We start from the raw sequence: 23983 nt of genomic DNA on the forward strand, positions 1-23983 counted from the left end.
CCGCCCCCCCCCCCCCGGGGGGGGGGCCCCCCCGGCCCCCCCCCGGGACCCCCCCCCCCCCCCCCCGCCCGGGCCCGCGGCGCCCCACACCCCCACCCCCACGCACCGCAAGCCAACCCCGACCAGCCCACCGCAGCGCAAAGCCAGATGAACACCCCCCACCGCACCGCAAGGGCAACGGCGACCTCAGCCCCACCCCAGCCACAGACCGCCGCCGTGCGCCGATCCCGCCCCACCGCCGTACCCGCGGGACTAGCCTCGACAGGAGGGCCGGGCGCGACGCCTGCGGAGGTGATGTCGGATGGCCGCAGCCACCGACGCGGCGGTGCTGGTCGGGCTCGGCTCGGAGCGCAACCTGCCAGTGGTCAGGCTGGCCGCGCAGGAGGCCGCCGAACACGGCCGTCCGCTCTGCCTGCTGCACGCGTTCAACTGGACGGCGGCGCTCAAGGCCCCGTCGATCGCCGGCCCGCGCGCCGAGGCCGAGGAACTGATCTCCCGGGCCACCGAGATCGCCAGGGAGATCGAGCCCGCCCTGCCGATCAGCGGGGAGATCATCGAGGGCGCCCCCGTCTCCACCCTGGTCCGCAGGTCGGAGTCGGCGTTCCTGCTCGCCATCGGGGACGCCGGCATGGCGACCTGCGGCGACTGCGTGCCGGCCGACGCGGCGGCGGTGCAGCTCGCCGCCCGGGCCGGCTGCCCGGTGCTGGTGGCGCGTCGGGACCCGCCGCCGCAGGGCCCGGTGCTGGTGGGGGTGGACGGCTCCGCCAGCTCCCGGGGTGCGCTGGAATGGGCGTTCGAGTGCGCCGCCCGGCGCGAGGCGCGGCTGCTCGCGGTGCGGGTCGTCGAGCCGGAGGAGGCCACCGAGGATCCCGACGTGCTCGTCGGCCTGGTGGCGCGGTGCGCGGGCCGGTTCCCGTCGGTCGCGGCGGAGTGCCACACGATCCGCGGCGACCCCGGCACCGTCCTGGTGGAGCAGTCCCGCTCGGCGCAGGTGGCGCTCGTCGCCGCCCGGGGCGACGAGCCGTGGCGCGGCATGCTCGGCGCGGTGAGCCAGGCGCTGCTCTACCACTCCCCCGCGCCGGTGATCGTGGTGCGCGGGCTGACGGGGGTGCCGGGGGACGGGGCGTAACGCCCGCCCGGCGCAGGACCAACGGCCCTGACCGACAGCGGCGCCGACCGGGAAAGCTGAGATCGGCCCGGACGGATCAACGCTCCGAGGATGCAGGATTCCCCTACCCGCGAGAGGCTCATGCAGCATGGACACCGCTCTCGACCTGCACAGCCCCCTGACCGAAGACGAGCTGCGCCGGCTGGACGCCTACTGGCGGGCGGCGAACTACCTGACTGTCGGGCAGATCTACCTGCTGGACAATCCGCTGCTCCGCGAGCCGCTGGCACCCGAGCACGTCAAACCGCGACTGCTCGGCCACTGGGGCACCAGCCCCGGCCTGAACCTGCTCTACGCCCATCTCAACCGGGTGATCGTCGCCCGTGACCTGCGCGCCATGTTCGTCACCGGCCCCGGCCACGGCGGTCCCGCGATCGTCGCGAACACCTGGCTGGAGGGCACCTGGAGCGAGCTGTACCACCACGTCGACCGCGACGAGGCCGGCATGGCCCGGCTGTTCCGCCAGTTCTCCTTCCCGGGCGGTATCCCGAGCCACGTGGCGGCGGAGGTGCCCGGTTCGATCCACGAGGGCGGCGAGCTGGGGTACGCGCTGAGCCACGCCTACGGCGCGGCGTTCGACAACCCCGACCTGCTGGTCGCCTGCGTCATCGGCGACGGGGAGGCGGAGACCGGCCCGCTCGCCGGAAGCTGGCTGTCCAACGTGTTCCTCAACCCGGCCCGCGACGGCGCGGTGCTGCCCATCCTGCACCTCAACGGTTACAAGATCGCCAATCCGACGGTGCTGGACCGGATCCCCGCCGACGACCTGCTCGACATGATGCGCGGCTTCGGCTACCAGCCGTACGTGGTGGAGGGCGACGACCCCGCCGTCGTGCACCAGACGCTCGCCGCCACGCTGGACCGGGCGCTGGACGAGATCGCCGCCGTCCAGCGACGGGCCCGCTCCGGTGGCGCCGTCGAGCGGCCCCGCTGGCCGATGATCGTCCTGCGTACGCCGAAGGGCTGGACCGGGCCCCGCGACGTCGACGGCAAGCAGGTGGAGGGCACCTACCGATCGCACCAGGTGCCCCTGTCCGAGGTGCGCAAGAACCCGGAGCACCTGGCCGAGCTGGAGCGCTGGCTGCGCAGCTACCGACCGGAGGAGCTCTTCGACGCCACCGGCGCGCCGGTCGCCGAGCTGGCCGAGCTGCCGCCGAAGGGCGAGCGGCGGATGAGCGCCAACCCGGTCACCAACGGCGGGCTGGTGCTGCGTGACCTGGCGCTGCCGGACTTCCGCGACTACGCCGTCGACGTGCAGCGGCCCGGCGAGACCGTGGCCGGGGCGACCGGCGCGCTCGGCCCGTGGGTACGCGACGTGATCACCGCCAACCCGCAGACGTTCCGCCTCTTCGGCCCGGACGAGGTCGCCTCGAACCGGCTCGGCGCGGCCTTCGAGGTCACCGACCGGGCCTGGATGGCCGGCACCCTGCCCGGCGACGAACACCTCTCCCCCGACGGGCGGGTGATGGAGGTCCTCTCCGAGCATCTCTGCCAGGGCTGGCTGGAGGGCTACCTGCTCACCGGCCGGCACGGCATCTTCACCAGCTACGAGGCGTTCATCCACATCGTCGACTCGATGCTCAACCAGCACGCCAAGTGGCTGAAGGTGACGCGGGGCATCCCGTGGCGCAAGCCGGTGGCCTCGCTGAACTACCTGCTCTCCAGCCACGTGTGGCGGCAGGACCACAACGGCTTCTCCCACCAGGACCCGGGCTTCATCGACCACGTGATGAACAAGAAGGCCGAGGTCGTGCGGGTCTACCTGCCGCCGGACGCGAACACCCTGCTCTCCACGATGGACCACTGCCTGCGCAGCCGGCACTACATCAACGTGGTGGTGGCCGGCAAGCAGCCGGCCCCGAACTGGTTGTCGATGGACGAGGCGGTCCAGCACTGCCGGCGCGGCATCGGGATCTGGGACTGGGCCAGCACGGACGCCGGCAGCGAGCCCGACGTGGTGCTCGCCTGCGCGGGCGACGTGCCGACGCTGGAGACGCTGGCCGCGGCGGACCTGCTGCACAAGCACCTGCCGGACCTGAAGGTGCGGGTGGTCAACGTGGTCGACCTGATGCGCCTGCAGCCGCCGACGGAGCACCCGCACGGCCTGTCGGACAAGGAGTTCGACACGATCTTCACCCGGGACAAGCAGGTCATCTTCGCGTACCACGGCTATCCGTGGTTGATCCACCGGCTCACCTACCGCCGGACCAACCACGACAACCTGCACGTGCGCGGCTACAAGGAGGAGGGCACCACCACCACGCCGTTCGACATGGTGATGCTCAACGACCTGGACCGCTTCCACCTGGTCATCGACGTGATCGACCGGGTGCCGGGGTTGGCCGCCCGGGCCGCCCACCTGCGCCAGGAGATGGTCGACGCGCGCCAGTCCTGCCGCGACTACACCCGCGAGCACGGCGAGGACGACCCCCGGGTCGCGGAGTGGCGCTGGGTTCGCGAGACGGAACCGGCCCTGAGGGGTGAGGCATGAGCGGCGACGAGATCCTGGTCGGCTACGACGGCTCCACGGACGCCTCGGTCGCGCTGGAGTGGGCGCTGGAGGAGGCCGGCCGCAGCGGACGCCCGGTCCGGCTGGCGTACGTCTTCGAGTGGCTCACCGTGGCCGGCTGGGTCGGTCCGGGTGTCGCCCCGGGCATCTGGCCGGACGACACGGCCCGCCGGCAGGTCGAGGACCTGGTGCGTACGGCGGCGGCCGACGCGTCCGCCGCGCACCCGGAGCTGACCGTCACCGGTGAGGTGTTCGACGGGCCGCCCGCGCTGGTGCTCCAGGAACGCTCGGCGCAGGCCGGCCTGCTGGTGCTGGGCACCCGCGGGCACGGCGGCTTCGGCGGCCTGCTCGTCGGCTCGACCGCGGTCGCGGTGACCGCTCACGCGCACTGCCCGGTCGTGGTGGTCCGCCGCGAGGCCGCCGCCGGCGGACGGGCCGGGCACGTCGCGGTCGGCGTGGACGGGTCCGAGTGTTCGCTGCTGGCGCTCGGCTTCGCCTTCGAGCAGGCCGCGGCCCGGCGGGTGCCGCTGCACGTGGTGCGGGCCTGGCAGCCGGGGGTCGGCCAGCGCCCGCCGTCGGGTCCCGAGGCGCGCGAGGCGACGGCCGCCGACCGGGCCGAGCTGGACGAGCCGCTCGCCCGTTGGGGCGCGACGTTCCCCGACGTGGCGGTCACCGTGGAGGTGGCGGCGGGCAGCCCGGCGTCCCTGCTCGTCGACGCCAGCGGCAACGCGTCCCTGGTCGTGGTCGGCAGCCGGGGTCGGGGCGGCCTGACGGGAATGCTGCTCGGCTCGGTCAGCCAGCAGCTCATCCAGCACGCCCACTGCCCGGTGGCGGTGGTCCGGGAACGCTGAGCGGGAGGGGCGCCTCGTCATCCGGTCCTGATGTGCGAGGTGCCCTCCCCACGCCCATCCCCGGCCGGATCGGGCGAACCGCCGGCCGGCTCGGGCGAACCGTCAGGGGGCGAAGTGCCCGGGTCGCGTCGGGACCTGCGTCCCCTGCGCGGCCGGCGGGCGTGGCGCAGGATGGAGCGGCAACCCCGCCCGGGGCACCGCCGGGCTGGGGCACGATGGGGAGAAACGGAAAGGTCGTGACGATGAGCCACGAGACGCCGGCTACGGGCCGCCCGCTGACCACCGCGCTCGCGGAGGCCGCCGCGACGGCCGGGCACGCCCCGTCGGTGCACAACAGCCAACCGTGGCGCTGGCGGGTGCTGCCGGACGCGCTGGAGCTGCGGGTGGTCCGCGACCCTCAGCTCACGGCGACGGACCCGGAGGGCCGGCTGGTGGCGTACAGCTGCGGGGCCGCGCTGCACCACGCGCGGGTGGCGCTGGCCGCGGAGGGCTGGACGGCCGTGGTGGAGCGGATGCCCGACCCCGACGAGGAGGACCTGCTGGCCCGGCTGACCGGGCTGGCCCGCGCGGAGGCCGACCCGGCGGCGATGCGCCTGGTGCAGTGCATGCAGGTGCGGCACACCGACCGGCGGCCGGTCAGCGACGAGCCGGTGCCGACCGCCGACCTCGGGCAGATCGCCTCGGTGGTCGCCGCCGAGGGGTGCCAGCTCCAGTTCCTCGACCGCGACAACGTGATGGAGCTGGCCGCCGTCGCCAGTCACGCCGCGTCGGTCGAGGCGGAGGACCCGCAGCTGCGCGAGGAACTGGAGTACTGGACCAGCCGCGGCGGCACGGGCACCGGCCTGCCCCCGGAGGTGCTGCCCGAGGAGGCGCCGCAGACGACCGTGCCGGCCCGCGACTTCGGCCGCCCCGGCACGCTGCCGGTCGGGCCGGGGCACGACCGGGCGGCCGTGTACGGGCTGCTCTACGGCGACGAGGACGAGCCGGACAGCTGGCTGCGCGCCGGCGAGGCGCTCTCGGCGGCCTGGCTGACCGCCACCCGGCTCGGCATCTCGGTGGTGCCGCTGAGCGGCGTGGTGGAGGTGGCGGGCACCCGGCAGACGCTGCGGGGACTGCTGGCCGGCCTCGGCTACCCGTACCTCGTCCTGCGGTTGGGGATCGCGGACCCGGCGCACGCCGGCCCGCCGCACACCCCGCGGCTCGCCGTGCAGCAGGTGGTGGACACCTCGGCGGTACGCGGGAACGCGTAGCGCGGGTCGGTCACCCGCGGCCGTCGGGCGATAGCATCGCCCGATGGCCGCCAGCGCACCGAACCCCCGGCAGGAGAACCATGCGACTCCCTCGCTGGGCCTGAGCCCGCTGTCCCGGGTACGGCTCGACGAGCTGCTCCAGGAGATGCTGGACCGGGTCGGCGAGGTGGTGACCAGCCGGGAGCGGCTGCGGGCCCTGCTCGACGCGGTGGTCGGCATCGGCACCGACCTGGATCTGCGCAGCACCCTGCAGCGGATCGTGGCGGCGGCCTGCGAGCTGGCCGGCGCCCGCTACGGCGCGCTCGGCGTGATCGGCCACGACCGGATGCTGCACGACTTCATCACCCACGGCATCGACGCGGAGCTGCACGCGAAGATCGGCGACCTGCCCCACGGTCGGGGCGTGCTCGGCCTGCTCATCGACGATCCGCGCCCACTGCGGATGCCCGACATCACCCAGCACCCGAAGTCCTACGGGTTCCCGGCCCACCACCCGCCGATGCACAGCTTCCTCGGCGTGCCCGTGCGCATCCGCGACCAGGTCTTCGGCAACCTCTACCTGGCCGAGAAGCAGGGCGGCGCGGAGTTCACCGAGGACGACGAGGAGATCGTGGTCGCGCTCGCCGCGGCGGCCGGCGTGGCCATCGAGAACGCCCGCCTCTACGCGCTGGCCCACCGGCGGGAACGCTGGCTCGCCGCCACCGCCGAGATCACCGGCGTGCTGCTGGGCGAGGTACGCCGCACCGACGCGCTGGCGCTGGTGGCGCGGCGCGCCCGCGAGGTCGCCGAGGCGGAGGCCGCGCTGGTCCTGCTCTACGACCCGGACGCCGAGGAGTTCACCGTCGAGGTGGTGGACGGCGCCGACGAGCAGGCCGGCGCGCTGATCGGCACGATGCTGCCCGCCGCCGAGACGAGCTTCGCCGCCGCCGTCGTCGAGGGCCGGCACGACCAGGTGGACGACCTGGCCCACGCCGCGCCCTGGCCGGCGCTGCTGAGCACCGGGCCGGCGGTGATCTCTCCGCTGGCCACCGCCGACACCCTGCACGGCGTGCTGGTGATCGCGCACCGCCCCGACCGGGCGCCCGCGGCCAGCGACGACGACATGGCCCTGCTGGGCAGCTTCGCCGGCCAGGCGGCACTGGCCATGGAGCGGGCCCGCGGGCAGGAGGAGCGGGAGCTGCTGGTGGTCCTGGAGGACCGCGAGCGCATCGCCCGGGACCTGCACGACGTGGTCATCCAGCGGCTCTTCGCCACCGGCCTGCAGTTGCAGAGCGCCGCGCCGATGGCGACGAAGCCGGAGGTCGCCAAGCGGATCAACGCGGCGGTCGACGACCTCGACGCCACCATCAAGGACATCCGCCGCACCATCTTCGAGCTGCGCACCCCGATGAGCGCGGCACTGCGCACCGAGCTCCGCGAGACGATCGAGGTGGCCGCCGAGTCGCTCGGCTACCGGCCCGGCCTCGAGCTGGTCGGCCCGATCGACAGCGCCGTCTCCGACGCGGTCCGCCCCGACCTCACCGCCGTGCTGCGGGAAGCGCTTTCCAACGCCGTACGGCACGCCCACGCCGACCGCGTGGCGGTGGCGGTGCGCGTCGAGGCCGGCCGGGTGACGCTGACCGTCACCGACGACGGGGTGGGCTGCGACCCGGCCGCCGCCCGCGGTGGGCTGGTCAACCTGCGCGAGCGCGCCGAACGCCACGGCGGCGAGTTCGAGGTGCGCCGGGCCGACCCCCGCGGCACCGAGCTGCGCTGGTCCGTCCCCCTCGGCGACTGACCCGCGCTCCCCGCTCCCCTCCCCCGCCTTTCTGGCTCGCGATCTTGCAGTTTCTGCCCTGACATAAGGGACAAGTGCCTCATTTCGAGGGCAGAAACTGCAAGATCGCCGCAGGAGGAAGCGGGTGGGGCGGCGCGGAAGTGAGTGCGGTGGGTCAGTGGGTCTTGCCGAGGAGGCGGGTGGCCAGGACTGCCGCCTGGGTGCGGCGCTCCAGGCCGAGCTTGGCCAGCACGCTGGAGACGTAGTTCTTCACCGTCTTCTCGGCCAGGAACATCTTGCCGGCGATCTCCCGGTTGGTCAGGCCCTCGGCCACGTACTCCAGGATCCGCCGCTCCTGCTCGGTGAGCGACTTCAGCTCGCGGGGCTGCTCGACGCCGCTGCGGATGCGCTCCAGCACGCGGGTGGTGATCGCCGGGTCGAGCAGTGACTGGCCGGCCGCCACCCGGCGCACCGCGTCGACCAGGTCGGTGCCCCGGATCTGCTTGAGCACGTAGCCGGCCGCGCCGGCCATGATCGCCGCGAAGAGCGCCTCGTCGTCCTCGTACGAGGTGAGGATCAGGCCCTTGATCGACGAGTCCACGGCCCGGACGTCCCGGCACACGTCGATGCCGTTGCCGTCGGGCAGCCGCGCGTCGAGGATCGCCACGTCCGGCCGCAGGGCGGGAATGCGGCGCGCCGCCTCCTGGGCCAGGCCGGACTCCCCGACCACCTCGATGTCACCGCTGCTCTGCAGCAGGTCGGCCAGGCCACGGCGGACGACCTCGTGGTCGTCGAGCAGGAACACGCGGATCATCCCTCGTTTCTACCCCCTCCCGCCCGGATCCCGCACGGGCCGAAGGTCCCGAACCGCCGTCGCCCCGCTCGCCGGCCGGCGTCGGCTCGTCCGGGCGCGGACAGGCGGGCCACTCGCCGGGCCGAAGGTCCCTGACCTGGGACGGGGCCGGTCGGGCCCGGCGGGACGGGACGTCCGGCCCTGCCCGCGCCCCGGCCCGCTGACGCACCGTGGAGGTGTACCAGACGGGGGCGGCACGAACTGCCACGGAAGGAGCACCACCATGGACACCGGCTTCACCGTCGAGCAACTGAGGGCCGCCGCGACCGACGCCGTACGGGCACCGTCGCTGCACAACACCCAGCCGTGGCGGTTCCGGCTGCGCGACGGCGGCATCGAGGTACTGGTCGACCCGGCCCGGCGCCTGCCGGCCACCGACCCCAACGGCTGGGGCGTCCGCATCGCCTGCGGCGCGGCGCTGTTCAACCTGCGGCTCTCCCTGGCCGCGGCCGGCACCCCGGCGAAGGTGCGGCTGCGCCCCTACCCGGCCGAGCCGGACGTGGTGGCCCGGCTGGTCCCCGACGTGCCGCGCCGCCCCACCCCCGCCGAGCAGGCCCTGCACGCGGCGATCCCCCGCCGGTTCAGCAACCGGGCGCCGTTCTGGCCGGACCCGGTGCCCGCCGACGCCCGCTGGCGCCTCGGCGAGGCGGCCCGCGCCGAGGGATGCTGGCTGGAACTGCTGATCGGGGTGAGCGCGGTGAACGCGTTCGCCGAGATCGCCCGCAGCGCCCACCGGGTCCTCGAACGCGATCCGGCGTATGTGGCCGAACGCGAGGAGTGGGTGCGCTCAGCCGCCGCCCCGGACGGGGTGCCGGCCTCCTCCGGCGGGCCGCAGGGCGAGCCGCAGGACCTGCTGCCCTCCCGGGGCTTCGGCGGCCGGGACCGGGCGCCGGGGCGGGACTTCGAGCCGGAGCCGCTGGTGGCGGTGCTCGGCTCGCCCGGCAACACGGCCGTCGACCAGGTCGTCGCCGGGCAGGCGTTGCAGCGGGTGCTGCTCGCCGCCACTGATTCGGGGCTGGCGGTGTCGATGCTGTCCCAGCCGATCGAGGTACCCAGCGCGCGGGAGCAGTTGCGGCTGTCGCTGGGACGGTTCGGCACCCCGCAGATGGTGATGCGCATCGGGTACGGCCAGCCGGGCTGGCCGACCCCGCGCCGGGAGGTGGACGAGGTGCTTGGGTTGCCAGTTGCGCATACCAAATGAGGGAGAAAGGGGAGTCCATCCAGAGGAACTCTGCAGAGACGTCCGCACCCGCCGGCGGCCGAGGCATCGATGGAATAGCGCTATCCGAGGTATGGGATGTCGCGGTGCTCGGCGTTGTGGTGGAGGCGGAGGCGGACGGTGTCGTGGATGGGGATGTGGTCAAACTCCGAAAGGGCAACTCCTCGACCTCCGCTGGGAAGACCTGACCTCGACGCCGGCACCGCCGCCATCCGCCGCAAACTCCAGCGGACCAGCGCAAGGCGGGCTCACCACGCTGCCCGTCACGACCCGGGCCTCCGAACGCCGCATCGCCATCCCCACCCGCTGCGTCAACCTCCTGAAGCACCACCGCGAACAGCAGCAGCGCGAGCGCAAGGCCCATAGGCCCGGCGTGGCAGCACAACGGGCACGTGTTCACCACTGCGCAGGGCGGAGCAATCGACCCGACCAACCTCACCCGCGCCTTCAGGACGCTCCTTCGCAAAGCCGGCCTCCGCCGCATCCGCTTCCACGACCTCCGGCACTCGACTGCCACCACGCTTCTGGAACAGGGCGTCGAACTCGTCGTGATCAAAGGAACCTTTCGGCCACGCCCACACTGGCGTCACCGCCACGCTCTACGTCCACGTAAGGCTCCGCCTTCAGCGAGACGCCATCGACATACTCAGCACCGCATTTAACGGCCCCACAATCACCGAAACGGCCAACGGCGACGGCGACGAACCGCCACCTCGCGCCACTCCGGTCCGCTGACGTTGCCTTCAACTACTGTCGTCAACCCACGCAGAAGCCCCGCCAGACGCACCTGGCGGGGCTTCCGCTTCGCTGCCGCTACATGGCGCGGCACCTACGTTCTAGCCGGCAGACTCAGCGCGAAATCAGCACGCTATTCGACCTCAATTAAGTCGATGCGATATTCACGGCGCACATCCTCTACAAGACGCTTCCCGCCAGCCTTCACCATGCCGCGAGCCCACCAGAATTTTTCTGGGATCCCAGGGAAAACTTCTGGAATCAAAAGTGCGCGAAACCTTGAATCAATCTCCTCCACCCTTACGCGCAGTTGGGACATTTCAGGGAACTCCTGCAACTCTGCAGAAGTCAGCGCCCGTTCCAAGGAATCTCTTGAGGTGAGATCATTGAAGTAATCCTCAGCGTCGCGCGGGTAACCCTGCTCGCAATCATCAACGAACCTCGACCAGCGCCCCAGGAGCGCCTCCGGGGTAGTGTCCCGCCAGCGGCCCGACGCCCTGATAAAGCTAGAGAATACTTCTTCGAAGTTGGTGATTTTTTGAGTCACCTATCCGCCTCCCTCGCGAAATAGGCAGCCGGGTCATCTGGTCGAAAATAGGTCGTGATGGTGCTCCCGTTCCTCATTCCAACCCTTCCCCGTGAGTCCATTCGGATAATTACGCCGTCACTTCGAATGGCCTCACGAACGCCAGCCGGGCAAGTCTCCGAACACATCAGAGATTTAGCGTCGGCAACATATTTGTCAAAACCCTTATCGAGATCCTTCATATTGTACTCAGGCATATCTGGCGTACGCGTCGCTTGACCAGCGTCGTCAAGCCCGAGCACATGCTTGTCGAAGTGCTCATCTGCCTTACCAGGGGCGAAGTCGCAGTTGTGAACAAGTACGGGAGTAACCCCCGCCAGCACATAATACGTATGGATGTCGGCAACGGTCAGGTCATGCATGACCTTGCTGCCGGTGTACGAGCGGGATGCTCGTAGAGTCACCGTCGAGCCGTCGAGCGAGCGCAGCCGCTCGCCCACCCGCAGGTCCTTGGCGTCGACCCAGTCGTGGCGGTCCTCGCTCCAGAACGGGTGGTGCTGGGTCGTCTCGATGTTGGCCTGTTCACCGTTGCCGAGGGCCACCCGCAGGTCAGTCAGGTCCCTGTCATCGTGACGGTGGGTTCGGGTGACCTCCCGCACGTCAGTCCGCCCGCTCTCCGGGTCGGTGGCGACAACCTCGTCGCCTTCCTTCAACTCCCCAATCTGTTTCAGCCCGCCGCCGGCCATCACCACCTTGGTTGTCGGTGAGAAGCTGTGCCGGTTGCCGGGGGCCTTGCACGCATCGAGGACCTCGTCAGCCCACTTGGATTCCTCGCGCCACTTCATGATGGCTTTGCCGGTCCTGCCGAGCAGCTTGACCAGGTCTCCGGCCTTGTTGGCCAACTGGAGGGCCTTGCCCCACGGCAGCATGCCGGCGAGTGACCAGGCGCAGGCCTTCAGGTCACCGCCGATGCAGTCCATGATGTCGTTGATGCCGAAGAACTCGAGCAGAATCTGACCGCCGGCCTTGATGATGATGTCGATGGCGTTCTGCTTCTTGACTTCCTTGGCGCGCTTGATCTGCTCGTCGGTGGGGCCGCCGTTCTTTCCGCCCTTGCCACCGCCGTTGCCGCCGCCGGCCTCGTGCGCCGCTCGGGCCTCGGCCCAGTCGTCGTCGCCGCACTTGCCGTTGCAACCGTCGTTCGGGCCGTCGACCTCGACGTAGTTCCCGTACATGTCCTCGTAGTCCGCACCGTCACGACAGTTGTCGTCGGAGCAGGACTTGAGGCCGGTCGGGTCGGCGAAGGTGACCGGGCTGTTGTTGCCGTAGGAGTAGGCGTTCCACTGCTGCGGGTCGGTCAGGTCCTGGATCGGGTCGACCGAGATGAACCGACCCAACCCGGGGTCGTACTGCCTGGCCCCGATGTTCGTCAGGCCCGTCGGGTCCTTGTCGCCGCCGACGAAGCCCTTGCTGTTGGTCCACTGCGGCTGGCTGCCGCGCGGATCGCCGTACGGGGTTTGCCGGCGCACGCTGACCGCCTGGGTGCCGGCGTTGATCGCGGTCTGCTGGGTGCCCTGATGGTCGGTGTAGAGCCAGGTGAGCCCACTCGGGGTCCGGTTGCCCACGGTCTTGCCGGCGAAGCTGTAGTAGCGGGTGCCGGTGACGACCGAGGTGTTTTCGCGCCGGATCTCCTGGCCCGGCAGGTACAGGGTGGTGCCGGTGGCGTCGCGGCGGATCAGCCGCACGCCGTCGGCGTCGTAGATGTTGGTCTCGACGGTCTGCCCGCCCGCGCTCACCGAGGCGAGCTTGCCCTCGGAGTTCCAGTTCAGCGTCTGCGAGTTGGTCCCGGTGTCGCAGGCGTTGGCGGCCGTGCCGGTCGGCCGGCACGTCATGTTGCCGGCGTCGTCGTACGCGTACTTGGTGGTGACCGCCGACTGGCCCGGCGCCTGGGTGACGACCTGGGTGACGGCGTGCGGGCGGACGACGTCCTTGCCGCTGGCGGGCGTCGTGTAGGAGCGGGTGGTGTCGCCGGCGGCGGTGTGCACCTTCTCCGTGCTGCGGTTGCCGACGTCGTCGACGGTCCACTCGTGCCAGTACGGCGCCGGGCCGCCCAGGTTCGGCACGCTCGGGTCCGCCGCGCAGTCGATGCCGGACTTCGGCGTCCACGCGTTGGTCATCCGCTGGAGTTCGTCGTAGCGGAAGCACTGGGTGTCCGCCGCGCCGACCTCCGGGGTGTCCGCGATCGACAGGATGTTGCCGGCCGCGTCCCGGGTGAAGCGGGTGTCCGCCACCGTGCCGGTCGCGGTCTCCGGCTTGATCTTCACCCGGTCGACCCGCCGCGTGGTCAGGTCGTAGTAGGTGGTGTCCTGGACGTACACCCCGCCGTCGACCTTGCGGGTGGTCAGCGTCGGCTCACCGTACTGCGTGTAGTCCTGGCCGATGACGTAGCGGCCGACGTTGATCAGGTTGGTGGCCAGTTCCGTCGGCAGGCCGGTGACGGCGTCGTACTTCGTCTCGACGCTCTCGGTGGTCAGGCTGCCGCCGGCCGGATAGGTGATGCTGGCCGGGCTGCCGTCGTACGGCGAGTAGCCGTAGCCGTAGACCCAGGTGCCGGCCAGACCGGTGCCCTCGTTCGCCGGGATGACGTAGTTCGCGCCGGTCGGCTGGTAGCGGGTGTTGAAGCCCCGCACCTGCCACTTGTAGGCGTTGGCGGAGCCCGCCGACTCGTACCGGATGCTCTGGGTGAGCTGACCGCGGACGGTCTGGCCGCTGTAGAGCTTGTCGTACTTCCACTCGGCGAGCTTGTTCGTCGCCGCGATGCTGCCCTGGTAGAGGCCGATCCGCCGGCCCAGCGAGTCGTACTCGTTGACCAGCACGTTGTCGTTGGCGTCGGTGACCGACTCCACCTGGTCGTACGCCGTGTAGGTGGTGGTGGTCGTGCCCTTGTCCGGGTCCTTCGCGGTGATCTGCCGGCCCTTGACGTCGTAGGTGTTGACCCACTCGTTGCCGCCGGTGTCCTTGACCAGCGCCAGCTGGCCCTTGCGGTTGTAGGTGTAGGTGGTGACGTGGTCCGGCTTCGTCCCGGTCGCGTCGACCCGCTGGCGCAGCTCGACGGTGTGGCCCTCGATGTCGGTCTTCGTCGTGGTGACGGTGCCGCCCTGCGGCGGGGTCACCGTGGTGCTGTCACCCAGGTAGCGGGTGGTGGTGCGCCACTTCTCGACGAGGTTGGTGACGCCGTCGGTGCCGAAGAAGATCGCGTCGGTGGCCCGCGAGGCGTTGTCGTAGACGGTCTTCGACAGCGCCGGCACCGACCACTCCGGCTCCCACCACAGCGCGCCCGAGGGCGCGCCCGGCTCGGCGTGCGCCTGGTAGGTCGCCACGGTCCGGCCGGTCGCGTCGTACAGCGTGTCGGTGACCACCCGGTCGCCGCCCACACCGGCCTTCTGCGTCTGACGCGGCCGCAGGAAGGCGTCCTTGATGTCGTACGCCGTCAGGTAGCCGCCCCCGGCGTGCAGGATGCGACTCCTCGTGTACGGGTAGGCGTCCTTGTTCGGCGCGTACGAGTAGGTGTACTCGACCGACGGACTGGTCGGGTGGTCGGCCTTCGACCAGCCGATCTGCCAGCCCCGGACGAGTCGGCCCATCGGGTCGTACTCCATGTCGGCGACCCGGCCGTTGTAGTCGGTGGTTCGGATCGGCTGACCCCAGTAGGGCCGGGTCTCGATCGTGGTGGTCCAGTCGGTGGTGCTGCCGTTCGGGTCCGGCGTCCTCGTGACCACCTTGGTGACCGGCCCACCCGTGGCCGGGGTGTACTCGGTGGTCACCGTCCGGCCGCGGTTGTCGGTGGCGGTCTTCGGCCGCCCGTACGCGTCGAAGGTGGCCTGGCTGACGGTCTGCCAGACGGTGCCGCCGGCGGCCGACCAGTCCTTCAGCCGGTCGACCCGGGTGACCGCACCCGTCGTCGGCGCGGTGTCGACGCTGGTCGCGCCGTCGTAGAACTTCCGCTCGTCGGCGAGGATGTCGTCCTGGCTGGTGGGCGCGGTCGCGCAGGGCACCGCCTTGACGGTGGTCTGCTTGACCGTCTGCGTGATGTTCGCGCCGGTGTTGCGGTTGTAGAGGTAGGTCGTGCACTTCTCGTCGCCGGTCTTGGCGACGTCACCGTCGAACTGGACGCTGTCCGTGGTGCCGTAGGTGTCGTTGAAGCTCGACACCGTGCGCGAGACGCGCCAGCCCGACGCCCCGTCGACGCCCAGCGCCGTCGCGTTGTACGCGATCCGCGTGTTGGTCCAGCGGGCGGTGACCTCGTCGCCGTTGATGGTGCGGGTGGCGAGCGCCGGTGAACGCCACGGCACGTTGACGGTCTTGCTGACCGGCTTGGTGTCGACGCCGTTGTAGACGACCTGCTCGCGCACCATGCCGGCGAACTGGTCCTCGTCGTACACGGTCTCGCTGCCCAGGGACGCCGCGACGGTGACGCTGCGGCTGCCGCCGGTCTTGGTGAGCCGGTCGCCGTGCATGCCCCGCAGGAAGGTGGTGCGGGTCAGGGTCTGCGCCGGGGCGTCGCCCTTGCGAACCTCGACCTGGGCGAAGCCGCGGAACTGGTTCCACGTCTTGCGCTTCGGCTTGACCAGCCCGTTGTCGTCGGCGTAGTGCCAGGCGGGATCGCCGAGGAACTTGTAGTAGGTGTTCTGCACCGGCTGGCCACGGTCGGAGCCGTTGGCGACGACCATGAGGTCCGACTCGGACACCTTGGTGACCACGTACTTGTGCCAGTACTCGGTGAGTTCCTTGCTGGAGTCGTAGGGGTCCGGGCCCACCACGGGGTAGCAGAGCCGGGTGTTGGTCTCCGGCGCTGACGGCAGGCTGCTGGCGGTGCAGTCGGGCAGGCTGTAGGTGACCTGGATCTTGCCGCCGGTCTCGGTGACGATGTTGCCGATCCGCATGCGGTTGTTGCTGGTGTTGTTCTTGGTGAGCACCCGGTTCGGCAGCGACACCGGCTCGAACGTCACCGCCGGCATGGTCTCGGTGCCGCCGACGAGGCCCTTGTACTGCACCGAGCTGAGCCACATGCCCGCGTGGTCGCTGCCGTCACCGACGGCCGGGTAGGTGTGGCCGAGCGTCCACGAGTCGACGGGCTGCCAGGCCGGGGTGGTCTTGGTGGTGTCCCACACCTGGGTGGTGACCGACGCCAGCCGCTTGGTGGTCCAGAACGTCGGACCGTAGTTCTCCTTGCAGTCCGCCGCGCCGGCCGTGCACTCCTGGTCCCACGGCACGTCCTTCCAGTGCGCCGCGTCCTTGACGTGGCAGTCGGCCGCGCAGCGGTCGAGGCTGGTCAGAACGACCTGCGCGAGCGGGTTCACCGACCGGTCGGTGGCGCCGCGGTCCCAGGTGCCGTAGTCGATCCGCTTGAGCACGCCGCCCCGGGTGTAGAGGGCCTTGTTGGTCGAGGTGGCGTTCTTGCCGTAGTAGTTGGTCTCCTTGTCGTACCAGTACGACAGGGTGTTGCCGCGGGGGTCGACGACGTAGTCGAGGTTCCACCGCCAGGTCTGGTTGCAGAACGACGAGGCGAACGACGAGACGTTGCACGGCTCGTTCGTGTGGTTACCGGCGACGGGGACGGTCCACGCCGAGTTCGTCGCGCTGCCCTGCCCCGGCAGGTTGTTCAGGCCGAAGAAGTACTGCACGCCGTCGGACGTGGTGACCTTCCAGTGCTCACCGTTGTCGTCGCCGTTGCTGGCGCCGGTCAGCTTCTCGATCTTCGAGCCGTCCTCGTTGCGGGTGTGCCAACCCTTGCCGGCCTCGAAGATCAGCTCACCGCCGCGCCCGTTCAGCGACAGGGTGGCGTTGTCGGACCGCCAGCACTGGTCGCCGGTGCGGTTGGTGCTGTTGTTGCCGCCGGTCATGTCGTCGGCGCACGGCACGTAGCTGCGCTCGATGTAGCCCGACCAGAGGTCGAAGCCCTCACCGACCCACGACGGCTGGTTGTTCGACGCCTCGGACTGCCCGTCGACCTTGTCCGAGGTGTAGGACAGGCCCAGGGTCGGCGCCGGGCCACCGACGGCCGGCGGCATCCGCATCGGGTACGACCAGGAGAAGCCGCCCGTCGACGTGCCCGCCGACCAGGTGGCGCTCGCCGACATCGGGGTGGCGGAGAAGTCGCCCTCCGGGCCGGAGGAGCCGGCCGCCAGCGCGACCAGCGTGGCGGCCGAGCCGGCGACCCGCGCGTCCGCCACGCCGGCCGTCACCGGCACCTCCGCGGTGACGGAGCTGCCGTCGTTGCGGGACTTCAGCGGCGTGGCCGCACACTCGGCCTTCCCGGGGGTGCGCAGCCCACACTCCGGCACCTGCCACAACGTCAGCCGCGACGACCAGTTGCCGCCGAAGGCGTGCTTGAAGCCGCGGTAGTCGACCGACACGGTGGCGGCGGCCGGCTTGGCCGCGTCAGCGCCGGGCGCGGGGGTCGCGCCCGCCCTGGTCGTCGGCTGGTCACCGGCACCGCCGCCGACGCGCAGCAGCAGGCCGTCGCGCCAGCGCGCCGGCACCGCCGCGCGGTCCAGCACCTCGACCGACACCACCGACGCGCGGTCGCCCGCCGCGCCGGAGGCGCGGCTCACCGACACCGGCAGCGCTCCCGCCTTCACCGGTGCGACGGCGGCCCGCCGCTCGGCGGACGAGGCGGCGGGCAGGGTCACGGATGCCTTGCCGGGCTTCGGCCACACCGGGGCGGCGAGCTTCGCGCTCTCGGCCTCCTTCACGGGGTACGCCCGCCCCTGCGCGGTGGTGCCGTGCTTGTCGAGCTTCTCGCGCTGGCCGGTGAGCTTCGCCGGGTCGGGGGCCGCCTGCGCGGGCACCGACAGGCCGGAGACGGCGAGGGTGCCGGTGAGCGCCGCCGCGACGACGGCGTGGAAACGATTAGACCGTTTCACCAGCTTTCGCGGTGGTTCGAGGGGGTGTTTCGGGACACGTTTCACTGTGCCTCCACAGGCGCGGTTGCAGGGATGCGGATTTGAGTGGCCGAAATCGAGACAGGCGTTACTCGTCGGCCGGCGGCTCGACAACGTCGGGAGACTGGGAGTTGAAAAGCGTCTTGACGGCGACGTTGCTCATTGCGCCCTGGTAGAGGCCGACATCATCGATGTCACCTTGCCAGTGGTCGACCCACTTCACGGGCTCACCCGGCGGGCTGTAGCGGCCGGCACCGACGACGAGCGGACCGGTCGCGTCGAACGCGCCCGTGAAACTGCCGCCGCCGTAGGACTTGACGCCTTCGAGCCGGCCGTTGACGTAGAGCCGGACTTCGCGGCGCGCGGTGTCGTAGACCCCGACCAGATGCGTCCACCGAAGCCGGTCGTCTTCGCTGATGGTGCTCGACGTCATCGCGGCGTCGATGGTCCGGGCCTGGACGTCGTCGTCGTCGATTCCGTAGAGCGTGAAGCTCCACCGGTATTCGGTGGTGCCGTTGGCCGAGAAGCCCCGCTGGCCGAGGTAAAAGGCGGACTGCTGAGTGCCGATCTGGGTGACCGCGCTGCGGTTGCCTACCGCCAGCGCATCGGGGCGGACCCAGGCCGAGACGGTGAAGGACTGGTCGGTACGCAGTACTCGGCCGTCCTGCCAGACCGGGTTCTGCGGGTCGGCGGTGTTGTCCTGGGACCGACCGAACTCCGACGTCGCCTGAGCAGGATCGTCGACGCCCTGCCTGTCGAGAGCCAGGAACTGGCCCCGACCGTCGTCGCCGACGTTGACACCCTGGGTGAGGGCCAGTCGGCGGCCGAACTGGCCTGCCTCGAGAGCGCTGCACAGCGACGGGTCGGTTGACTCGACGTAGCAGGGTTGGGCGCCGGAGAAGTCCCAGTCGCCGACCTGGATGGTGGTCAGCATCCCGGGCTCGTCGTAGCCGCCCGAGTTCGGGTCCTCGGCGAGCTGACCGGTGAAGTCGTGGTCAACGAGGATGCGGTCGTAGACCTGGACGTCGGCCAGGTTGCCCTTGAACCAGTTGCCCGGCGTGCCGGAGTTCCAGCCGCGCCCCACGGTGAACTTGCCGTTCGCGCTCCACGCCGTGGCGGTCCGGTCGACCTCGGCGGCGAGGGCGCCGTTGACGTAGAGCCGCACCTTGCCCGCGGTCTGGTCGTAGACGCCCGCGATGTGGGTCCACCGGCCCACGTCGGCGGTGGTCAGCGGGGCGCTGCTGGACGCGGCCCGGGTGGTGCTCGATTGGAGGTCCGTGTCCTTCATCAGGAAGGACCAGCGTGGCGTCGCCGGCGAGCCTTCGAGACGCGTGCCGAGGTGGAAACCGGCCGCGCTCGTGCCCTCCTGCGACGCCACCACCATGTCGGCCGTCGTCGGCAGCGACGCCAGCCGCACCCAGCCGGCCACACTGAACGACTCGGTGGTGTCGACCACCTTCGCCGTGGTGCTGAGCGCCGATGATGTGCCGTTGAACGACGCCGTCTCGCCCCGGATCAGCCGTAGGTCACCGGTCCACGACACACTGCCGCCCGACAGGGGGCTGTCCCCGCCCAGTGACGGCTGGTCGTCCTGAAGGGCACGCGTCGCGGTGACACCGGGGTAGGTCTCCAACCCCCAGCGGGCCACCGCGGGCGTCGGGCGGCCGGCCTTGAACTCTTCGGAGCCGAAGCCGGGGTTCCCGGCTTCGTCCTTGGCCGACACGTGCAGGATGTTGAGTCCGTACTTGGGCACGGTGAGCGACACAGTCGCCGATACCCGGCAGGTGGGTGGCAAGGGGGGGCGCGTCAAACACACGGCACCGCCGGTGACCGGTACCTCCGTGGTCGGTCCGTTCCAGCCGTACAGAAACTTCGTGACCGTCCTGTCGTCAGCGGTCAGCCGGAACGTGACAACACTGCCGGGCAGTGGCACGGTAGCGGTGTCGACCAGTGACGCGCCGACGGTGGGGGCCCCTGTATCGATCTTGAACTGGCACCATCCGGACCAGGCGCTCGTCCGGCTGTAGGGCGCCGGGTCGGTGGCCTTGGCGCGGAACGCGTAGGTGACGCCCTCGGAAACAGTCACCGCAGCCGTGGTCGAGCGTTGGCCGGCGGGCACCGACGCTCCCGCCGGTGGCGTCCGTCGCGGCGTCGCGGCGTCGATGACCCCCGTGACGGGCACCTGTACCCACTCGTAGGCGGTGGTCAGCGCCTGAGTGTTGTCTGCGTCCGGGTAGATCGCCGAGAAGGTGGGATTCAGCGTGCCCAGCGTGATGGTCGTGCCGGAGGGACAGGCGACCCCGCCGGCTTGAAGGCTGTGGGGCTGGCCCGGGATGTTGTCGTAGTCGACGACCAGCTTGGCGTTGCTGGGCCAGAACTTCTTCCACCGGTCGGTGGTCGACTCGCCGGAGCCGTCGGTGGCGCTGCACGCGCAGAACGCGAACGTGATGTTCGTGGCGTTGCTGGTCGCGTGCGACTGGATGACGCTGGTGACCGCCGAGCCCGTGAAGTTGACCGTCATGTCGGGCTGCGGGGAGTCCGCGCAACCGTAGCCCTCGTTGGCGTGGGAGCTGGCCGACGCTTTGAGGCTGTTCAGTTTCGGGGACCATCCGGTGCGCGGCGTCGAGGCGATGCCACCGGAGTGGTACATGTACGTCGGGGTGTTGCCGCAGGACCAGGAGTGGTCGAGCTTCATCTGCACGTACGCCGACTCGATGTGCTTGCCCCGCATCGCGGTCAGCGGGAAGTCGAAGAACGACCGGTAGAGCTTTCCGGAGTCGGGGTCCCGCCCGACCCGGGCGACGGTCGTGTCGGTGTTGTTGGTGTTGTTGTTCGTCGCGTACGCCCATCGGGACTTGCCGGTCGACCACGCCGGGTCGATGTAGACCGGGAAAGCCGCGTCGGCGGCGAGCAGCTTCGCGTCCGGGCGCAACACCAGGTCACCACCGGCCACCTCGACACCCACCGGCGCGGTCTTCGCCGCGTCACCCGGCGCGGCCGCAGACGACCGCGACGGCAGCCCGCCGCCGGCCGGGGCGCCGGCCGCCGGCGCCCGGTCCGCTCCGGCCGATCGGGCCGTGGCTCCCGACGAGGTGTCGTTCGAGTCCCACATGACGGCGGGTTCGGCCGAGGCGAGCACCTCGTTGCCCGCGAGGGCGGACAACCGCCCGTCCGCACCCCGCACCACCCGGGCGTCCCCACCCAGGTCGAACCGCAACTCCCGCAACGCCGGATTCGCCGCCGCCCGCGCCGACTTCACCACGAACACGTGCGTGAACCCGGTACGGGTCGCCCGCAACACCAGATCAACGTCCGGCAACACCCCCGCATACGTCGCCGCGTCACCACTGACCGACGGCCTCGGCAACCCACCCGGCCACGACAACGACAACGTTCTGCCCCGCCGGACCAGCGTCACCGCCGCACCCGCACCACCATCGGAGAACCGCACATCCGCCACCGACGCCACCGGACGCCAACCATCCGCCCCACGCCGCAACGACAGATCAACCTCTGCCCACGACCCGTCCGAGCGCTTCACCCGCTGCGGAACCACCGCGGACTCCACCGTGAAACCACCCGACGGGTTCGCAAACACCTGCGACAACTCCGTCCGCGCGGACGCCACCTCCACCCGCCGACCCGACCGCACCGCCACCGCAGCCGCCGACCCCGCATCCGGTGCCACCGACGGATCGGTCCGGGTCGCGGCGGCCGCACCCTGCACGGCCACCGGAGCGGCCAGCAGCGCCGCCGCGACCGAGGCGGCGGCCGCCCCGGCCAGGAGGCGAACACACCTCGACCTGTGCGCAGGCAGCAGCCAGCGGCCAGTAGTCATCGCAATTCCCCCGTGGAAGATGAGAACCAGTCGGGCGAACTGTAGGGGCGGCTCCGATCCTTGTCTATATCGATCACGATGCGTGATGTGAAAACGGACTTCGCCGCCCAGCGTGCACCGGGAAACCACCCACGGTGAACGCTTCCCGAGCACCGCGACGGCGGCCGTCCACTGGGGACGGCCGCCGTCGCGGTGGTTTCGACCCGCTGGTCAGGCGCCCGCCGCGCCCGTCGCGGACAGCAGCGCCGCCTCCCGCTCCGGGGCCAGCCCGACGGGGGCGCGCTGCGGGCGTCCGGCCCGCGGCGGGACCGCGCCGACCTGCCGCAGCCACGCCCAGGTGTCCGCGACCGTCTCGGCCACCGGGCGGCAGGTCAGCCCGGCCGCGTACGCCCGCTCGACGCCGCGTTCCTGCAACCAGCGGTACTCGTGCCCGGCCGGGATCCAGACCGGCAGGTCGTTCCACGGCACCACGCCGGCGGCCAGGATCGGCTCCGGGTCGGTCCAGCGCAGCCGGGCGTCGGCGCCGGTGGCCGCGACGCAGGCGTCGAGCAGCTCGCCCATCGTCGCGTGCCCGGTGCGGCTCACCACGTTGAACGTCCCGCCCCGCCCCTCGGCGCCCCGGTCCAGCATCCAGCCCACCAGGTCCCGCACGTCGACGTACTGCAACGGCAGGTCGGCCGGGCCCGGCGCCAGCACGTCCCCACCCCGGGCGACCCGCCCCAGCCACCAGGGCAGCCGGCCGATGTCCTCCCCCGGCCCGAGGATCAGCCCGGCCCGGGCGACCAGCGCCCGGTCGCCGAACACCTCCCGCACGGCCCGCTCGCCGCCGGACTTGTTGTGCGCGTAGTCGCCGTCGTCGGCGTCCGGCTCGGCGTCCACCACGGCGGCGTCCTCGCCCACGCCGTGGGCGACGGGCGGGGCGTAGACGGAGCCGCTGGAGACGTAGACGTAGCTGCCGACCCGGTCGACCAGCGCGCGGGCGGCGTCCCGCGCCGCCCGGGGCGCGCCGTCCCAGGTGTCGACCACCAGATCCCACTCGCCGTCCGCCAGCGCCGTCAGGCCGGCGGGCGCGGTCCGGTCACCCCGCAACCGGTGTACGCCCTCCGGCGTCGTGCCGTGCAGACCCCGGTTGAACACCGTCACCGACCAGCCCCGACGCACCCCCTCGGTCACCGTCGCGCCACCCACGAAACCCGTCCCGCCCAGCACCAGCAGTCTCATGCGCCTACTGTGCCGGTCCAACGCGGCGATCCGGCCCGATGTTCACGGGGAGCGGATCTGCCCACGGCAGAAGCCGGCCCGCGTCGCCGGCCTCCTGCTGTCGGAGGAGGCGCCGGCCGGGCGCAGGAGGAGGGTCCGGACTCGCGGCAGGAGGTGCCGGCCGCCGCTGGTGGCGATCGTCGATCCATGACCACACCACTGCGCACCGCACTGCGGGGCAGCACGAGCCTGACCGTCCTCGCCGGCGTCATGGCCGGCCTGCTCCTGGTCGGCGTCGTCGGCCTGTTCGCCGACGACCGCACGGTCGGCGGCGACCCGAGCTGGCTCAAGCCGACCAAGTTCGCCCTCTCCTTCGTGTTCTACGCGCTCACCCTGGCCTGGCTGCTGGCACATCTGCGCCGGGGCCGGCGGACCGCGCGGCTGGCCGGGGCCGTCATCGCCGTCACGGCCGTGCTGGAGGTCGGCATCATCGTCTTCCAGGCGGCCCGCGGTCGCGCCAGTCACTTCAACGAGGCCACGCCCCTCGACGAGTTGCTGTGGCGTTCGATGGGCGCCCTCATCGTGGTGCTGTGGCTGGCCACCGCCGTCATCACGGTCCTGCTCTGGCGGGACGGGATGCCGGACCGGGCGGGCACGTGGGCCGTCCGGCTGGGCCTGGTGGTGCTGCTGGCCGGCCTGTTGCAGGGGTTGACCATGGTCGCCCCGACCCCCGCACAGGCCGAACTCGACGACCGCGGCCTGGGTACGACCCTGGGTGCGCATGCCGTCGGCGTGCCCGACGGCGGTCCGGGAATGCCGGTGACCGGGTGGAGCACGACCGGCGGTGACCTCCGCGTCGGCCACTTCGTCGGCATCCACGGGCTCCAGGCGGTGCTGTTGTTCGCGATGCTGCTGCCGCTGGTCGTCAGGGACGACGCCCGGCGAACCCGGCTGGTGATCGTGTTCGCCTTCGCCTACGGCGGGCTGCTCGTCCTCGTGACCTGGCAGGCGCTCCGCGGCCAGCCGCTCATCGCACCGGACGCGACGACGCTGGCCGCGCTCGCCGCGCTGGTGGTGGCGACGGCCGTCGCCGCGGCGATCTCGTGGCTACGTCCCGTGCCGCCCGCCGCCTAG

13 protein-coding genes and 1 pseudogene are annotated in these 23983 nt (G+C 71.4%); 8 read left to right on the forward strand and 6 right to left on the reverse strand.

The genetic code is table 11. The annotated features are described in order from the left end of the window. The first annotated feature begins 301 nt into the window (after window positions 1–301). The 5 genes from ACGF7U_RS08710 to ACGF7U_RS08730 all read left to right on the forward strand — a co-directional run bounded on the left by ACGF7U_RS08710 (window position 302) and on the right by ACGF7U_RS08730 (window position 7555). Window positions 302–1129 carry a universal stress protein gene (locus tag ACGF7U_RS08710; protein WP_393104476.1) on the forward strand — a complete coding sequence of 276 codons (828 nt, stop codon included), beginning with the start codon at window positions 302–304 and terminating at the stop codon, window positions 1127–1129. Window positions 1130–1256: 127 nt separating this feature from the next. After that, the gene (locus ACGF7U_RS08715) at window positions 1257–3659 is read left to right on the forward strand and encodes a phosphoketolase (RefSeq protein ID WP_393104478.1); all 2403 of its coding nucleotides are present in this window, start codon (window positions 1257–1259) and stop codon (window positions 3657–3659) included. Further along, window positions 3656–4528, forward strand: a complete 873-nt coding sequence (locus ACGF7U_RS08720; protein ID WP_393104480.1) for a universal stress protein — start codon at window positions 3656–3658, stop codon at window positions 4526–4528. Before ACGF7U_RS08715 ends, ACGF7U_RS08720 begins: the two co-directional genes overlap by 4 nt. 242 nt (window positions 4529–4770) lie before the next feature. Continuing rightward, on the forward strand, window positions 4771–5778 hold the full coding sequence (locus ACGF7U_RS08725; protein WP_393104482.1) for an Acg family FMN-binding oxidoreductase: 1008 nt from the start codon (window positions 4771–4773) through the stop codon (window positions 5776–5778). Window positions 5779–5821: 43 nt separating this feature from the next. Continuing rightward, a complete protein-coding gene (locus ACGF7U_RS08730; protein ID WP_393104484.1) occupies window positions 5822–7555 on the forward strand; it encodes a GAF domain-containing sensor histidine kinase in 1734 nt (577 codons plus the stop codon). A 154-nt stretch (window positions 7556–7709) separates the two neighbouring features. On the opposite strand, the gene ACGF7U_RS08735 is transcribed toward ACGF7U_RS08730, so the two are convergent. Beyond that, window positions 7710–8348, reverse strand: a complete 639-nt coding sequence (locus tag ACGF7U_RS08735) for a response regulator transcription factor (protein ID WP_091096280.1) — start codon at window positions 8346–8348, stop codon at window positions 7710–7712. Window positions 8349–8610: 262 nt separating this feature from the next. Here ACGF7U_RS08735 and ACGF7U_RS08740 point away from each other — a divergent pair, with 262 nt between their 5' ends. Next, window positions 8611–9588, forward strand: coding sequence for an Acg family FMN-binding oxidoreductase (locus ACGF7U_RS08740; RefSeq protein WP_393104486.1), 978 nt, complete (start codon window positions 8611–8613; stop codon window positions 9586–9588). Window positions 9589–9668: 80 nt separating this feature from the next. Here ACGF7U_RS08740 and ACGF7U_RS08745 read toward each other — a convergent pair. Then, window positions 9669–9758: pseudogene (locus ACGF7U_RS08745) on the reverse strand (DNA mismatch repair protein MutT); the annotation flags it as partial. Window positions 9759–9998: 240 nt separating this feature from the next. Here ACGF7U_RS08745 and ACGF7U_RS08750 point away from each other — a divergent pair. Next, window positions 9999–10268, forward strand: coding sequence for a tyrosine-type recombinase/integrase (locus ACGF7U_RS08750; RefSeq protein WP_393104488.1), 270 nt, complete (start codon window positions 9999–10001; stop codon window positions 10266–10268). A gap of 206 nt (window positions 10269–10474) precedes the next feature. Here the strand turns inward: ACGF7U_RS08750 and ACGF7U_RS08755 are convergent, their stop codons facing one another. From ACGF7U_RS08755 to ACGF7U_RS08770, 4 genes are all read right to left on the reverse strand, one after another. Next, window positions 10475–10888, reverse strand: coding sequence for a hypothetical protein (locus tag ACGF7U_RS08755; RefSeq protein WP_393104490.1), 414 nt, complete (start codon window positions 10886–10888; stop codon window positions 10475–10477). After that, window positions 10885–17793 (reverse strand): polymorphic toxin-type HINT domain-containing protein, encoded by a 6909-nt coding sequence (locus tag ACGF7U_RS08760; protein ID WP_393104492.1) that lies wholly within the window; start codon window positions 17791–17793, stop codon window positions 10885–10887. The genes ACGF7U_RS08755 and ACGF7U_RS08760 overlap by 4 nt, the downstream gene beginning before the upstream one ends. Before the next feature lie 106 nt (window positions 17794–17899). Next, the gene (locus ACGF7U_RS08765) at window positions 17900–21649 is read right to left on the reverse strand and encodes a LamG-like jellyroll fold domain-containing protein (protein WP_393104494.1); all 3750 of its coding nucleotides are present in this window, start codon (window positions 21647–21649) and stop codon (window positions 17900–17902) included. A 210-nt stretch (window positions 21650–21859) separates the two neighbouring features. Next, complete coding sequence (locus ACGF7U_RS08770; RefSeq protein ID WP_393104496.1) at window positions 21860–22870, reverse strand: NAD-dependent epimerase/dehydratase family protein; 1011 nt, start codon at window positions 22868–22870, stop codon at window positions 21860–21862. A gap of 186 nt (window positions 22871–23056) precedes the next feature. Here ACGF7U_RS08770 and ACGF7U_RS08775 point away from each other — a divergent pair, with 186 nt between their 5' ends. After that, window positions 23057–23983, forward strand: coding sequence for a hypothetical protein (locus tag ACGF7U_RS08775; protein WP_393104498.1), 927 nt, complete (start codon window positions 23057–23059; stop codon window positions 23981–23983).

The organism is Micromonospora sp. NPDC047670 (assembly GCF_043204915.1).
In the GTDB taxonomy this organism is placed as follows: domain Bacteria; phylum Actinomycetota; class Actinomycetes; order Mycobacteriales; family Micromonosporaceae; genus Micromonospora.